Origin of the sequence: Thermoanaerobacterium sp. RBIITD (assembly GCF_900205865.1) — a bacterium.
Taxonomy (GTDB): Bacteria; Bacillota; Thermoanaerobacteria; order Thermoanaerobacterales; family Thermoanaerobacteraceae; genus Thermoanaerobacterium.
Map to the genome: position 1 here is coordinate 3,345,244 of NZ_LT906662.1, position 15,677 is coordinate 3,360,920.

Annotated in this window: 13 protein-coding genes; all 13 read right to left on the reverse strand. The window is 30.9% G+C overall.

Going from position 1 to position 15,677, the window contains the following annotated elements; all coding sequences use genetic code 11:
- Positions 1-9: 9 nt before the first annotated feature.
- Positions 10-2,577 carry an ABC transporter permease gene (locus tag CPG45_RS16350; protein ID WP_096233300.1) on the reverse strand — a complete coding sequence of 856 codons (2,568 nt, stop codon included), beginning with the start codon at positions 2,575-2,577 and terminating at the stop codon, positions 10-12.
- Between the two features lie 166 nt (positions 2,578-2,743).
- Positions 2,744-3,922: a LolA family protein gene (locus tag CPG45_RS16355; RefSeq protein WP_231968878.1), complete on the reverse strand. Its 1,179-nt coding sequence runs from the start codon at positions 3,920-3,922 to the stop codon at positions 2,744-2,746.
- 2 nt (positions 3,923-3,924) lie between these two features.
- On the reverse strand, positions 3,925-4,437 hold the full coding sequence (locus CPG45_RS16360; RefSeq protein WP_096233302.1) for an RNA polymerase sigma factor: 513 nt from the start codon (positions 4,435-4,437) through the stop codon (positions 3,925-3,927).
- Between the two features lie 308 nt (positions 4,438-4,745).
- Positions 4,746-5,708 (reverse strand): signal recognition particle-docking protein FtsY, encoded by a 963-nt coding sequence (ftsY, locus tag CPG45_RS16365; RefSeq protein ID WP_096233304.1) that lies wholly within the window; start codon positions 5,706-5,708, stop codon positions 4,746-4,748.
- 15 nt (positions 5,709-5,723) lie between these two features.
- Positions 5,724-9,275, reverse strand: a complete 3,552-nt coding sequence (gene smc / locus CPG45_RS16370; RefSeq protein ID WP_096233305.1) for a chromosome segregation protein SMC — start codon at positions 9,273-9,275, stop codon at positions 5,724-5,726.
- An 86-nt stretch (positions 9,276-9,361) separates the two neighbouring features.
- Positions 9,362-9,622 (reverse strand): stage V sporulation protein S, encoded by a 261-nt coding sequence (locus CPG45_RS16375; protein WP_096233307.1) that lies wholly within the window; start codon positions 9,620-9,622, stop codon positions 9,362-9,364.
- A gap of 94 nt (positions 9,623-9,716) precedes the next feature.
- Positions 9,717-10,781 carry an elongator complex protein 3 gene (locus tag CPG45_RS16380; RefSeq protein ID WP_096233309.1) on the reverse strand — a complete coding sequence of 355 codons (1,065 nt, stop codon included), beginning with the start codon at positions 10,779-10,781 and terminating at the stop codon, positions 9,717-9,719.
- Complete coding sequence (gene rnc, locus CPG45_RS16385) at positions 10,778-11,521, reverse strand: ribonuclease III (RefSeq protein ID WP_172856605.1); 744 nt, start codon at positions 11,519-11,521, stop codon at positions 10,778-10,780. The genes CPG45_RS16380 and rnc overlap by 4 nt, the downstream gene beginning before the upstream one ends.
- Complete coding sequence (fabF, locus tag CPG45_RS16390; protein ID WP_096233311.1) at positions 11,493-12,722, reverse strand: beta-ketoacyl-ACP synthase II; 1,230 nt, start codon at positions 12,720-12,722, stop codon at positions 11,493-11,495. Before fabF ends, rnc begins: the two co-directional genes overlap by 29 nt.
- Positions 12,723-12,784: 62 nt before the next feature.
- On the reverse strand, positions 12,785-13,015 hold the full coding sequence (gene acpP, locus CPG45_RS16395; protein ID WP_013297969.1) for an acyl carrier protein: 231 nt from the start codon (positions 13,013-13,015) through the stop codon (positions 12,785-12,787).
- Between the two features lie 40 nt (positions 13,016-13,055).
- Complete coding sequence (gene fabG / locus CPG45_RS16400) at positions 13,056-13,799, reverse strand: 3-oxoacyl-[acyl-carrier-protein] reductase (RefSeq protein WP_096233313.1); 744 nt, start codon at positions 13,797-13,799, stop codon at positions 13,056-13,058.
- Positions 13,799-14,731 carry an ACP S-malonyltransferase gene (gene fabD / locus CPG45_RS16405; protein WP_096233315.1) on the reverse strand — a complete coding sequence of 311 codons (933 nt, stop codon included), beginning with the start codon at positions 14,729-14,731 and terminating at the stop codon, positions 13,799-13,801. Before fabD ends, fabG begins: the two co-directional genes overlap by 1 nt.
- A complete protein-coding gene (fabK, locus tag CPG45_RS16410) occupies positions 14,731-15,675 on the reverse strand; it encodes an enoyl-[acyl-carrier-protein] reductase FabK (protein ID WP_096233317.1) in 945 nt (314 codons plus the stop codon). The genes fabD and fabK overlap by 1 nt, the downstream gene beginning before the upstream one ends.
- Between the last annotated feature and the right edge of the window lie 2 nt (positions 15,676-15,677).

Consider the following 15,677-nt stretch of genomic DNA (forward strand, 5'->3'; position numbering starts at 1 on the left):
ATATCTTTTTTATTCAATTACATTAAGCCCTTCTACTATATTAAGCTTTTCTACTTTCTTTGCAGATACATAAGATGACAATATGCATATAACTATAACTATAGCACTGTACAATAGTATTGGTATAACTGGAAATTTAAATTGAGGCAAATGAGTAGCACCAAATCCATGGCTATAGTCTACATTTAGCATTTTATAAAATCTATAAACTCTATATCCACCTATTAAAGCCGCTATTATGCTGCTTAAAAGGCCATAAATAATCGATTCTTTTATTATCATGCTTTTAAGCTGCTTGGCTGTCATGCCTATTGCTCTAAGTGTGGCAAACTCATTTGTACGTATCAATAAGTTGGTTTTTAGCGTATTATATACATTCATGCCTGCTATTAGCAGTATTAGTGATACAATCAAAAAATCGGATTTTAATTTTCGAGTACCAAAGTTTTTATATGTCTCAATATAGCTTAGCTTACTTTCCATTTCTGCAAATGGCTTATTCTCTAAAATCTTGTTTATTCTATTATACACATAAGTATCCCTTCCTGGTTTAGACTGCACACTGATCTGGTTATATGTACTTTTCCCTGAAATGGTCATTAAGTATTTCTGAGGAAGTATTACCTCCATATACCTTCCTCGCGTACTATCCCCTCTAAATATCCATTCCTGTTTTAGTAGTGCACCTACTCTGACATTTTGCTCTTCATATGTTATCTTATCACCTTTGGCAACAGGAATCCTTATGGTTATGATATCACCTACATTTAAATCTTTTCTAATTCCTTCGAGCTTATGATTATTTAAAATATCATAATAATAATTATACACAACTGCATTTGGATATTTATCTGATGAATTATTCAGTGATGACATGTACCCTTTATCTATATACTTCTTAAATCCCTGCAACTGATCATCATCATAGCCTTTTACTTCTATCGTTGTTTCCACATTTTTATTTGTATTTGAAATTCCATTGTACTTTTTAAAGTCATTTTCTAAATCATTTACATCAGATTCCAAAAAACCTTCCATAGATACCTTTGTACCTACTTTTTTCACTCCTTCTATCTGAGATATGGTTTTTACATCATCATTTGTATAACCTGTAAAATAAGGGTCTGTATTTGTACCAAATGATAGTTTAAAATCATTATCCTGCATGTTGGTAATTGTAATAGACATTGCACTAATTAAACTTTCCTTATTAACAACTGCGATATCATTTATAAATAAATATCCTGCCATTGCTACTGATACAACTATTATTATAGTCCTCCACTTATTTCTCCACACATTTTTATATGCCATCTCACCTGTTATCCCAGATATCTTTTTTATAAACTTATGGTATCCTCTATTTCTTTGCTTTCCACCTGATCTATCGCTCTTTCTCATAGCTTCTATTGGTGATATCATGCCTGATATCCATATCGGTATTATGCTTGAAACTATGACAGTTAAGGCTCCAACTTTTACAGCATTCCATACGTTTTTCATGCTTATGTATACTGATGATTCTGATACATCTATATTGGTAGATACAAAGCTATACAGTTTAATTCCAAAGTAGGAAAATGCAATTCCCATCAAAAGGCCAAGAACTAATCCAATGATGAGAATAAATAAGCTTTGAAATCCTATTATCAGTCTCACTTGTTTCTTTGACGACCCTATAGCCCTCATCATACCTATTTGTTTTATCATGTCTATTAAAGATATGTTAAACATGTTATATATAAGAAGAATCGCTGTAATTACTATCAATATATTAAACTGATATGTAAAAGCATTTGTGTTTTGAGCACTAAAATCATTAAGGGCTGCTATTAGCTGGCTATTTACTTCATAGTCCTGTCTCCCTATATTGTACCTTTCTCTTATCTGATTTAATTTTCCCGACAGGTTTGCATTTGATTTTAGCTTGACGATTTCTTCATATGTTGTCAGATTATCAGGCAATACATTTTTTTCGCCTTCTTTAAAGTATGTGAACCCTCTCAGTGAATAGTATCCATCATAATATTGTTTGGGCTTATCTAATATCCCCACCAATTTGAACGATTTGTTTTCCATGTATATTTGGTTCATGCCGTTTTCATCTTTATATTCTTTCTTGACTTTAAAATTTATTGTCTCACCCAGCTTTTCTTTAAGTCCCATCTTCTTCAGTGTTTGAGACTCTACCACTATTTCACCTGGAGAATCTGGTAGATGTCCTTTTATAAGAGTGTATCCATTCATTTCCATGTAGTCTTTGTCTGTTGAATTTAATATCATTGAAATACCATTGTCAGTAATGAGATTTCCTAAATTAGCAGCTACTGCAGATTTACTTGCGTCTTTATCATTTTTTATTTTGTTTACCATGTCTTTATTTAGATTAGTAAATATGCCCTGATATGTTCCATACATTTTGTAAATATTAGCAAGCTGATTTCTGCTCTGGCTTTCAGATATGACGTTTGTACCAAATACAAGCATTACTGCCAAAGCGACACCTAATACTAAAGCAATCGTCCTTCCTCTTTGTTTTTTCAGATATGCTAATGCTAAATGTATATATACCTTCATTTCTATCAACCCTTGTTTTTATATAGTTCCTGCATAACATACTATATATAGAGACGTTTAAGTCATAAGAATGACTCACATACATGCCATATTGATTCGCCACAAAATCACGTGCTGCAAAATATAGAATTGCACAAATTTTTATAAAGAATCCTTTCAATATTAATCAATAAACACTTGACTCTGACAGAGTAATATCAATATTTCTGTACTTTGATTTTAAGTCATCTATTGTAGGTTTTAGTTCACCATGTACGAAATTTGTAGAAATTTTTATAAGTATTTTATCGCCTTTATTAAACTCTTCTATATAAACTACTTTAGTGTAATCTTCATTGTAATAGCACAATTGAATAGAGTGATTATAAGGATTAGATGGATTAGGATCTTTTTTGTATTTCCATGCATTGAAGAATTTTAAGCCTGTGGGAAGTTTATCAGGTATAATTAAATCAAAATCTGATGCTTTTTTAGCATCTTCTATTGAGTTAAATATATACATGTTGTCAAAAGTATTATATACATATACATCTTCTGGCAAATTTGGCTTTAAATCATCCTTATTTACTAATGTATTGAAATCTATATTATATGTTACTATTCTTTTGACATCTCCGTTTAGTTCTTCATGTTTAACTATAAAATTTGTCTTTTTGTCAATCCAGTATGTGTCTGTTTTTATTCTAACTTTTACTTTACTTTTTTTTATTTCTGTCTCAACTTTAATTACATTAGTGTCGATACCGTCTAAATTTTCACTTCCAACCAGTTTATAATTACCATATTTATATATATCATCCACTTGCGATTTTAGTTCCAACACAGGTGATGCCAATGGATTAGTCCATTTCAAAACACCTTTTTTCGATTTTTTATCATAGTTCAGTGTCTTAGTGCCATCAGCAATCAATATTTGATCACACCCCTCCATTCGATAGCTTAATGGCCCTGCATATATTTCTTTCCAGGACTCCTTTTTTATCACTTTATTATTTTTTATATTTGTCTCTACAATGCTTGTATCAAGTACTATGGTTTTCACACTATCATAAGTTTTCTGCATTGCATAAACGATGTTATAAGATGGTGTTAAGGTACCATCCCCGATTTTTGTACCTATAAAAGGTAAATTAAATAATTGTATTGATGTGAAGAATATCAAGGTGGCAGCAATAAGCGATGACTTCCTCTTTTTTTTAGCTTTGATGCTTTTAATCACATCTTTGTCTTTATAATACACGTCTTTCAAATCTTTTAAATTTTTTAGCAGTGATATCGTTTCTTCATCATCAAAAGTCGATTTACTGTTAATATTTAATTCATCAATAAGCTTAATTAAGGTCATCACTATTCATTTCGCAATGCCTCCTTTTTCATCAATTCACGCAATTTAATTATTGCTCTATACTGAATATTTTTTATGCTTGATGTACTCTTGCCCAATATCTTTGCGCAATCTTTTAGGCTGAGACCTTCTATAATGCGAAGTTCTATAACTGTTCTGTATTTTTCAGGTAAAGACAATAGGCAAGAATAAAGGCGATCTTTCTCTTCAAGATTTACAACATATTCTTCTAACATTACGTTATCAGAAAACATCTCCACATTCATTTCATTAAAATGTATATCACTTATTTTCTTTTCTCTGTATTTATCTATCATAATATTCCTAGCAATGCTTTTTAAATAAGGCAAAAAAAATTTTTTATCCCGCACGTTTCCAAAATTTTTAATTGCCCTCAAATATGTTTCTTGAACAATATCATTTGTATCATCCACATCATTCACTCTATAATAGACGTATTTAAATAATAACGGCCATGTTCTATCGCATAAATATTCAAGATCTGGATAATCCATTTTAACCTCCCACATAAACTGCATCTATAATAAAAGACGTAAAAATTATAAAAAGGTCTCACATAAATATTTATGTAATACAAAATGTCAACTTAAAAAAAGAGATACTGTCGAGAATTTTATTAATTGATTGCGTCATCCACTTTAGCATCTTTCTAATTTTCCTAACCCTTTCACCTTGTGTTAGAAATTCCATACATTATCTCCACCTTTAAACAAAATATTTTGTTTTATATATTAAATAAACGCTCTAACAATATTAACTAAGCCAGGTTTTCACCCGGCTTATAATCTTTCATTTGATAAGATCATTCAAACAATGCTCTAACAAATTTTTCTGAATCAAATTCTTGAAGGTCGTCAATTCCCTCTCCTACGCCAATAAACCTTACTGGTATATCGAGTTCGGATTTTATCGATACTACAATGCCGCCTTTCGCTGTGCCATCAAGCTTCGTCAAAATAATTCCAGTTACATTTACTGCTTCTTTAAAGATTTTTGCTTGCTGTACCGCATTTTGACCCGTTGTAGCATCTAAAACTAATAAAGTTTCAATATTTGAATTATCAAATTCCCTTTGAGCTACTCTATATATTTTTTTTAGTTCCTCCATGAGATTTTTTTTGTTGTGGAGCCTTCCTGCTGTATCGCACAAAATTATGTCAGCACCTCTTGCCTTTGCCGCTTTTATACCATCAAATACTACTGATGCTGGATCAGAACCTTCTTCATGTTTTATAATTTCACAATTATTTCTGCCAGCCCAAACTTCTAATTGATCTATTGCCGCGGCTCTAAATGTATCTGCAGCTACAAGCAAGACCTTTTTACCTTCATTTTTATATTTTTTGGCAAGTTTACCTATTGTAGTTGTTTTGCCAACACCATTTACGCCGACAATTAAGATCAGAGTTGGAGATGTTATATTAAATGGTATTTCATTAGCTTCCATGATATTGTATATTTCTTCTGCAAGTAAATCTTTTATCTTATCGGCTTCTTTTATCTTTTGCTCTTTTGCCTTAATTTTCATATTTTCTATAATTTTTTCAGTAGTCACTACACCAACATCGGCTAAAATCAAAATTTCTTCTAATTCTTCAAATAATTCGTCATCTATTTTTCTTCCTAAAGATAAAATGCTATCAATTTTTGCCGTAAAATTATTTCTTGTCCTAGTTAAACCATCTTTTAATTTTTGATATAGCCCCTTTTTATCCTTTTCTAAATTAGCATCTTCTTTTTTGTTTTTCTTGAAAAAATTAAACATGCTTTTCATTCCTTTCTATGCACTTTCTAACTTCAACGATAACAATTTTGAAATACCCTTTTCTTGCATTGTAACACCATACATAATATCAGCTACAGACATCGTACCTTTTCTATGTGTGACAACAATAAACTGTGAATCTTTAGATAGTTCCTTCAAGTAAGATGCAAACCTGTCAACATTTGCATCGTCAAGTGCTGCATCAATCTCATCAAGAATGCAAAAGGGCGTAGGCCGTATTAATATCATTGCAAATAATAAAGATATTGCAACAAGGGCTTTTTCACCACCTGATAGCAAAGTTATATTTTGCAGTTTTTTACCTGGTGGCTGTACATTTATTTCAACACCTGTGTTTAATAAATCATCTGGATCAGTTAAAATCAATTCTGCATGACCACCACCAAATAGCTTTTTAAATGTTTCTTTAAATTGTATCTCTATCAATTTAAAATTATCTTTGAATTTCGTTTTTATAATTTTATTAGTTTCATCTATCATTAAATTTAATGAGGCCCTCGCATTAATTAAATCGTCATATTGCTTTTTCAAAAAATCGTACCTTTCTTTAATATTTTTATATTCTTCTATTGAATTTATATTTACTGCACCAAGGTCTCTAATCTCTTTTGTAAGTCTTAAAGAACGTTGCCTTAGTATTGCTATATTTTCATTTATTATGTAAGCTTTAGCAGTGCTCAAGGTTATTTCATATTCTTCCCATAAACGATTCTTCATATTTTCAATATCCATCTGTATTTTTTGAATGTTTATATCTAATTTGTGCTCTTTTTCTAATTGTTTAGAATGATTTTCTTCGATTATTGCCAAATCCTGTTTTTTATCTTTAAATATAATTAATTTTTGTTTTAATAAATCATCATATTCTTGTATTAATTTTTTAGTTTCATTAAGTTTATTATTTAATACTTCATTATCATTTATATATTTTTTCTTATCATCTTCATACATAACCTTAGAATTTAAATATAATTGAAGGCTATTTTCCATATCATCTATATTTTTTATTAAATTTTCATATTCATCCTGCTTTTCATTTAATATACGAATTTCGTTTTGTATATTTTGTTCATATTTTGCTAATTCCACTTTATAGTCTGTTAACATTTTTTCCAATTCTATTAATTTTTCACTATTGTTGTCTTGATTTTCCTTATAATTTTTAATTAAATCATCAATTGACGTCTTTTTTGCTTTAAGGTCCGAAATTTTATTCTCATAATTTTTAATATCATCAATATAATTTTTTATAGACTCTTCAACTTGTTTTTTTTCAGCCTCATTATCATTAATTATTGTTGATAATTTTTTTATTTCAAATTCTATGATAGATTTCCGCTTTTTATATTCTTCTATCTGAGATTCTTCTTTTTTAATATTGGAGAAAATATCCTCAATTTTTCTATCAATCACTTCTCTTTTTCTATTTAAATCTAATTTACACTCATCTATATCTTTTAATATTTTTTTTAGATTTAAACATCTGTCATTTAGATTTTTAATATCATCTTTACGTTTTAAAATATTTTGAGATTTACGGCTTATGCTTCCCCCTGTAATAGAACCACCTGGGTTTATAACATCACCATTTAGTGTAACAATTTTAAACTGATTTTTGAGCTTTTTTGTTAGCATTATTGCAGTATCAATGTCTTTTACAATTACGACTTTCCCTAATATAAACTTTATTGCTTTTTCAATTGATTTATCATACTCAATTATGTCAGACGCAATACCTACAACACCGTCAAGTTTATCTATTGATAAATTTAAAGGCTTATAATTAATATTATCTAGAGGTAAGAATGTAGCCCTTCCAAAATTATATTTCTTTAAAATTGATATCAATTCCTTAGCTATATCTGTAGATTTAGTTATTATATCCTGAATAGCCGAACCAAGGGCTATTTCAATAGCCAACGAATATACACTATCTACCTTAATTAATTCACCAACAACACCAATGACATTAATTTTAAGGTTATTATTATTTTCAATATATTTCATTAAATTTTTTATGCTAAAACTATATCCTTCGTAAGCCTTTTCCATATCTTTTAATATATTTAACCTTGATATTGTATTGTTAAAATCATTTAATGTTTTTGTATGTTCTCTCACTTGCTCTTCTATTTTATCATCTAAGATATTTAATTCCCTTTCTGATAATTTTTTATCATTATATAATCGTGTTATGTCTTCATTTAATAAATTTATTTCATTGTCTATTTTTATTCTTTCTTCATCTTTTTCGGCAACCTCTTTTTTTAAGCTTTCTTGTGCCTTATTTATATTCAGCAATTTTTCTGTCATATTATTTTTCATAGATAAACTTGTAGATAGTTTACTTTTGTTTTCAGCGATATCATTTAAAATATCTACTATATCTTCTTTTGCATTTTCAATTTTAATTATTTTTAAATCCTCTTCCTTTTTTAATATTTCATATTTTTCTGACCCGTTTTTTAAATTATTTTCTAATTCCTTTTTCTCGGCTTTCAAATTTTCTAAATTGTTTTTAATATTTTCTATATCTTTTGTTATTAAGTTTACCTTAACCTTACTTTCATTTATAGATTTTTTTAACCTATCAATATTATCCTGACTATTTCTAATTTTTTCATCTAAAACTTCTATCTTCCCATTTATAGTCTCTATTTCATTGATATATTTAAAATAATTTTCTTTATTTACATCAATACTATTTTTTAATTCATTTATGTTTGATTCTTCTTCTTCAATTATTCTTTTTTGTTTTTCAATCTCTACCTTTACTTTATTAATTTCTTTTTTTACAAACATATAATCTGTTTCATATTTATTAAGCTTTTTTAATGAATCATCTATATTATTAGCATAAATAGTTACATCAACTTTTTTCTTTTCTTCAATAAGCTCTAAATACCTTTCTGCATCTACTTTTTGTTCATATAAAGGATTTAATTGATTTTCAAGTTCATTTATAATATCACTTAATCTATTAATGTTGTCATTTGTAGCAGCAAGCTTTTTTAGTGCCTCTTCCTTTTTGTACTTGTATTTTGAAATTCCAGCAGCTTCTTCAAATATTTGTCTTCTGTCTTCTGGGCGTGCCACCAATATCTCATCAATTTTTCCTTGGCTTATAATCGAATATCCATCTTTCCCTACTCCTGTATCCATAAAAAGTTCATATATATCTTTTAACCTACACGGAGTTTTATTTATGTAGAACTCACTTTCGCCTGATCTGTATATCTTTCTTGTAACAACAACTTCTGTAAAATCGAGTGGCAAAGTATGATCACTATTATCAAGTGTTAAATTTACTTCAGCAAACCCAAGGGGTTTTCTCTTTTCTGTGCCGACAAATATTACATCTTCGAGTTTGTTGCCGCGCAAACTTTTTATACTTTGTTCACCTAGGACGAGCCTTACAGCATCTGATATATTGCTTTTCCCACTTCCATTAGGTCCTACGATTGCTGTGATACCTCTTTCAAAATTTAATACTACTTTATCTGCAAATGATTTAAATCCAAGTATTTCTAATCTTTTTAGATACATAAAACCCCCCCTGCTCAATTAATTTTATCATAATTTTATTCAATTTTCACCATAAAATAATTAAAACCTGCTTTAGCAGGTCTTAATTATCTTGGTTCTACTATGAACTTTATTGCAGTTCGCACCTCTCCATTAATATCTATTTCTGAAAAAGCTGGTATAGTAATCAAGTCAATTCCGTTTGGTGCTACAAATCCTCTCGCAATTGCAATTGCTTTTACAGCTTGATTTACAGCGCCAGCACCTACTGCCTGTATCTCTGCTACAGATTTATCTCTTAAAACAGCTGCTAACGCCCCTGCTACAGATTTAGGTTGAGATTTAGCTGATACTTTTAGAACTTCCACTATAATAACCTCCTTAGAAATATTGAAAATGAATACAAATATATATTCTATATATATTTGTTAAATCCTTCTTTTTTAAAAAATTTTTTAGAGATTATGTAGTGGTTTTGCCAATAAAACTTTTTAGAGAATCGCTATATATATTATCATTAAATTTTATGCATACATCGTCTAAAGGTACTTCGTCTTTTTGTCCTATAGTTATATAAACATTATATTTTGCCTCCAAATATTTCTTATTTATCTTTTTTTGCCCAGTAACAATCGATACAAACTTAGGATTAGTATAAATAGTTACTAAACCATCCCTTATGTTGTTATTATAGAAAATATTATCCACCATATCCTTTACTATTGATGATTTTACTAATTGACCGAATGCAGGATGAAATGGTCCTGCAATTATATCTCCATTCGTATTTATATTTTTCGTAGTTTGGAGTCCTATCCTAATAACATCAATGTTATTTCTTATAAATTTTATATATAATTCTTTGGAAAGTTCTACTGCATCATTTAGATTTATTGGTTTATATAATCCATCTTTATACATTTTTTCAAGATATGTTCCTTTAACAACGAGGGTTGGATAAATTCTAACAAAATCTGGCTTTAATGATATTATTTTTTCTGCTGTTTTTATCGCTTTTTTTTCGTCATCTCCTGGCAATCCAATCATCATTTGAAGTCCTAAGGTAAAACCGTTTTTTTTAATCAAATAGGATGCATTTATAACATCTTTTTCAGTATGTCCCCTTTGGCTTTTTATAAGCACATCTTTGTCCATACTTTGAACACCCAATTCGATAATTGATACACCATAATATTTTAAATTAGTCAAAATTGTATCATTGATATAATCTGGCCTTGTAGAAAGGCGTATTGCATCTATCTCCCCCATATCAAGGTATTTTTTGGCAATATTTAAATATCTTTTTTGATCATCTATTGGAATACCTGTAAAACTCCCACCGTAAAATGAGACCTCGATTCTTGAATCAGTAGGTATTGTTTTTAAATAATTTATTATTGTATTATTGACGAATTCCTCATCAATGATACATTTTGAACCCGTAATCTCGTTTTGGTTGCAAAAAACACATTTATGAGGGCATCCTAAATGTGGTATAAATATCGGTATAATGTACATGTTCTTCATTTTATTATTCCCATCTTGCTTAGCGCTTCCATTGCAGCAAATTGTTCCGCTTCTTTTTTGCTTTTGCCGCATCCCTTGCCAAGTAAATTTTTCCCTACATATACTTCTATCACAAATACCTTATTGTGGTCCGGTCCATATTCATCTATAATCATATAATTAATCTTTCCAATACCCATCTTTTGTGAAACTTCTTGTAACTTCGTTTTATAATCACGATATATAAGACCACTTAAAACTTCTTTTATTATTTCATCAAAAAGATCTAATACAATTTTACTAACAGTATTAAGATCTGAATCTAAGTAAATGGCAGCAATTAATGCTTCCATAGCATCAGCAAGTATAGATTCTCTGTCACGACCACCGGTCATTTCTTCGCCTTTCCCCATAAGCAGATATTTACCAAGACCTATTTCTCGAGCACACCTAGCAAGAGATGGTTCACATACTATCTCTGACCTGTATTTTGAAAGATAACCTTCTTCTAAGTCTCTTCTTTTTTTATACAGATATTCACTTATAACAATGCTTAAAACAGAGTCACCAAGAAACTCTAATCTTTCGTTGTTGATACCGATATTCTTACTTTCATTTGCCCAAGAACTATGTGTCAATGCCTGTTTAAGCAAAATCTTATTTTTAAAAACATATTTAATTTTTTCTTCTAACACATCATATTTATTACTATTTTCCACATTTATGCCTCTTTCAATATTTTTTGAATAGAAGTGTTGCATTATGGCCTCCAAACCCAAAGGAATTTGATAAAGCATATTGAATGTCAATATTTACTGCTTTATTAGGAACATAATCCAAATCGCATTCTGGATCAGGTGTTTCATAGTTTATTGTTGGAGGGATTATACCGTTTTTTATAGCTAATATTGTCGCAATAGCTTCGACAGCACCTGATGCGCCAAGCATATGACCTGTCATTGATTTTGTTGAACTTACTTTAAGCTTGTATGCATGCTTTCCAAATATATTTTTAATAGCCATTGTTTCATATTTATCGTTATATTCAGTTGAAGTTCCATGAGCATTTATATAATCTATATCTTCAGGATTTATATTAGCATCTTTTAACGCAAGCTTCATTGCTCTAGCCGCACCCGCACCTTCAGGAGCTGGTGCTGTAATATGGTATGCGTCAGCGGTTGCACCATAACCGACTATTTCTGCATAAATATTTGCTCCTCTATTTAAAGCATGTTCTAAGGATTCAAGTATAAGTGTTCCAGAACCTTCACCCATAATAAATCCATTTCTATTTGCATCAAAAGGTCTACAAGCTGTTTTTGGATCTTCATTTGTAGACATTGCTTTCATTGAGCAAAAGCCAGCAATAGATAAAGGTGTTATAGCAGCTTCACTACCACCCGTCACCATAACATCTGCATCACCTCTTTCTATGACTTTAAAGGCATCACCAATTGCATTTGAACTTGATGCACAAGCATTAATTATCGTCTCGTTATGGCCTTTCAGACCAAAAGTAATTGATATGAGTCCAGCAGCCATATCTGCTATCATCATAGGTATAAAAAATGGACTAACTCTGCCGGGACCTTTTTCCATCAGTATATTATGCTGGTTTTCTAATGTTTCTATACCACCTATTCCTGATCCATATATTACACCAATTTTATCAAGATTTTCTTTTTCTAAGTCAAGTTTTGAATCAATTAATGCCATTCTAGTTGATGCCAACGCAAATTGAGTAAATCTATCCATCCTTTTAGCTTCTTTTTTATCTATATATTTTGTCGGCTCAAAATCTTTTACTTCTGCCGCTAATTTTGTAGGATACGAAGATGTATCGAATTTAGTTATTCTATCTATCCCTGATTTACCATTAATAAGCGAATCCCAAAATTCGTTTATGTCTTTTCCTATTGGGGTTATTGCCCCTATCCCGGTTATAACAACCCTATTCATAGTTAAACCTCCATTGCTTATTTAAATTATCGAATTAAGTCCCGCTTTTGCGGGACTTAATATTATTTTTCAAGATTTTTTAAATACTCAACTACATCTCCAACGGTTTTGATTTTTTCTGCATCTTCATCGGGAATTTCAACATCAAACTCTTCCTCAAGTGCCATAATAAGCTCAACTATATCTAAGGAATCTGCTCCAAGGTCATCTATAAATGATGATTCCATAGTAACTTCTTCAGGATCAACACCTAACTGCTCAACTATAATATCTCTGATTTTTTCAAATTCCATATAATTCACCTCCTCTCAAAATATTTATATTAGAATAATATTACATTACCATTCCTCCGTCAACATTTATTACCTGCCCTGTAATGTAATCTGAAGCATTACTTGCCAAAAAAGATACTACATTTGCTATATCACTAGGATTTCCTGCTCTTTTTAATGGAATTGAGTTTATCATACTTTCTTTTGTAGTTTCATTTAATACTTCGGTCATGTCGGTTTCTATATAACCTGGTGCAATTGCATTTACAGTAATTCCTCTTGAAGCAAGCTCTTTAGCTACAGACTTTGTTAATCCAATTATACCAGCCTTTGACGCCGCATAGTTAACCTGACCGGCGTTTCCAATAATACCTACTATAGAAGAAATATTTATTATTTTACCTTTTCTTCTTTTTATCATATACTTTGAAATAAATTTTATTACATTAAATGTTCCCTTTAAATTAGTATTTATGACATTATCCCAATCATCTTCAGACATTCTAAGAATAAGGTTATCTTTTGTAATACCAGCATTATTAACGACAACGTCTATAAAGCCATATCTCTCTATAATATTATTTATCATTTCTTCAACCTGCTTATAGTCAGAAATATCGCATTTTATTGCATATGCATCAACACCAAATTTTTTGGCTTCTAATACCGTTTCATCTGCACTTTTAGAACTTTTTGAGTAATTGATAACAACATTATAACCATCTTCCGCTAATTTTAAAGCAATCGCTCTTCCGATACCTCTTCCGCCACCCGTAACTAATGCTGTTTTTATTTCCCTTTCCATTAATTTACCTCCAAACTCGATAGAAGTTTATCAAGTGTGCCCATATCTTCAAAATTAACCGCTTTTTTGGTCTTATCTATCCTCTTCACAAATCCAGTGAGAGTTTTCCCTGGACCTATTTCAATAAACGTATCCACATTATCTCCAATCATTCTCCTTATAGATTGCTCCCATAAAACAGGGCTGCTTACCTGTTTAACCAACATTTTTTTAACTTCATCTATTCTTTCATAGTCTGCAGTAACATTAGTTATGACAGGAACAGACATATCATATGTATAAATCTCTTTCAAATCTCCTTCCAGCTTAAAACCAGCTTCTTTAAGCATGCTGCAGTGGAATGGAGCACTTACTGAAAGCATAACAGCTTTTTTCGCACCTTTAGTCTTAGCCAGTTCAACAGCCTTTTCTAATGCTTTAATTTCACCTGCTATTGACAACTGACCTGGACAATTATAATTCGCCGGCTCCACAATTCCAACGTCCTTTACATCACAGCATATCTTTTCTACAGTTTCGTTATCAAGACCTATAATCGCTGCCATTCCTCCTATTCCGATGGGAACAGCATTTTGCATATACTCTCCTCTTTTTTTTACAAGTTTTACTGCATCTTTAAACGACAGTACACCTGAATATACAAGTGCACTATATTCTCCTAAACTCAAACCGGCAGTTACATCTGCCTTTATACCTTTATTTGATAAAACTTTTGTCAGTGCAACGCTTACAGTCAAAATAGCAGGTTGAGTATTTTCCGTCTTCATAAGTTCTTCATCTGGACCTTCAAAGCAAAGTCTTGCGATATCATATCCTAATGAATCATTAGCTTCTTCAAAAATTTCTCTTGCTTCGCTAAAATTCTCATAGATTTCTTTTCCCATTCCAGTATATTGTGCACCTTGACCTGGATAAATAAATGCAATTTTCATTATTCCAAGCCTCCATATAATTGTTTAATAATTTTTTGAGCATCATCAAATAATTCTTCTATTATCTCTTTTACAGGCTTTATGTCATTAATAAGCCCTGATATTTGACCAGCCATCACAGAACCATTTAAAACATCGCCATATACTACAGCATCTCTTAATTTACCTGCTCCTAATTTCTCCAGTTCCTCTTTCGATGCTCCGTTCTGCTCAGCTTTCTCAAACTCCCTTGTAAGGTGGTTCTTTAAAGACCTGACTGGATGTCCAGTTGTCCTTCCCGTTACAACTGCATCTCTGTCTTTTGCATTTACAATGTACTCTTTGTACTTTTCATTTGCTGTACATTCTGTAGAACACACAAATCTTGTGCCTAATTGTACACCAGATGCTCCAAGGCAAAAAGCAGCAGCAACACCTCTTCCATCACCTATACCACCTGCTGCAATAACTGGTATTTTTACGGCATCGACAACTTGTGGTACAAGTGCCATGGTTGTTAATTCTCCTATATGACCTCCAGATTCTGTTCCTTCAGCAATAACTGCATCAACGCCTATCGATTCCATTCTTTTCGCCAGCGCCACAGAAGGTACCACAGGTACAACTTTTATATCTTTTTCCTTTAATCTACTTATATATTTACCTGGATTTCCCGCACCGGTAGTTATTAAGCTTACCTTCTCTTCTAGGACAGTTTCCATTACTTCATCTACAAAAGGTGACATTAACATTACATTAACTCCAAAAGGTTTATCGGTTAATTTTCTTGCCTTATGTATCTGTTCTTTAACAAAGCTCGCAGGTGCATTTCCCGCACCAATTATTCCAAGGCCTCCAGCATTAGATACAGCAGCTGCTAATTCGGCTGTTGCAACCCATGCCATACCACCTTGAAATATAGGATATTTTAAGCCAAATAAATCCATTAATCTGGTTTTAAACATAA

Excerpts from the sequence above, each read along its gene's own strand:
- rnc (WP_172856605.1), bottom strand. The coding sequence starts at position 11,521 with ATGCAACACTTCTATTCAAAAAATATTGAAAGAGGCATAAATGTGGAA.
- CPG45_RS16350 (WP_096233300.1), bottom strand. The coding sequence starts at position 2,577 with ATGAAGGTATATATACATTTAGCATTAGCATATCTGAAAAAACAAAGA.
- acpP (WP_013297969.1), bottom strand. The coding sequence starts at position 13,015 with ATGGAATTTGAAAAAATCAGAGATATTATAGTTGAGCAGTTAGGTGTT.
- fabK (WP_096233317.1), bottom strand. The coding sequence starts at position 15,675 with ATGTTTAAAACCAGATTAATGGATTTATTTGGCTTAAAATATCCTATA.
- ftsY (WP_096233304.1), bottom strand. The coding sequence starts at position 5,708 with ATGTTTAATTTTTTCAAGAAAAACAAAAAAGAAGATGCTAATTTAGAA.
- fabD (WP_096233315.1), bottom strand. The coding sequence starts at position 14,731 with ATGAAAATTGCATTTATTTATCCAGGTCAAGGTGCACAATATACTGGA.
- CPG45_RS16355 (WP_231968878.1), bottom strand. The coding sequence starts at position 3,922 with ATGACCTTAATTAAGCTTATTGATGAATTAAATATTAACAGTAAATCG.
- fabF (WP_096233311.1), bottom strand. The coding sequence starts at position 12,722 with ATGAATAGGGTTGTTATAACCGGGATAGGGGCAATAACCCCAATAGGA.
- fabG (WP_096233313.1), bottom strand. The coding sequence starts at position 13,799 with ATGGAAAGGGAAATAAAAACAGCATTAGTTACGGGTGGCGGAAGAGGT.
- CPG45_RS16360 (WP_096233302.1), bottom strand. The coding sequence starts at position 4,437 with ATGGATTATCCAGATCTTGAATATTTATGCGATAGAACATGGCCGTTA.
- CPG45_RS16380 (WP_096233309.1), bottom strand. The coding sequence starts at position 10,781 with ATGAAGAACATGTACATTATACCGATATTTATACCACATTTAGGATGC.
- smc (WP_096233305.1), bottom strand. The coding sequence starts at position 9,275 with ATGTATCTAAAAAGATTAGAAATACTTGGATTTAAATCATTTGCAGAT.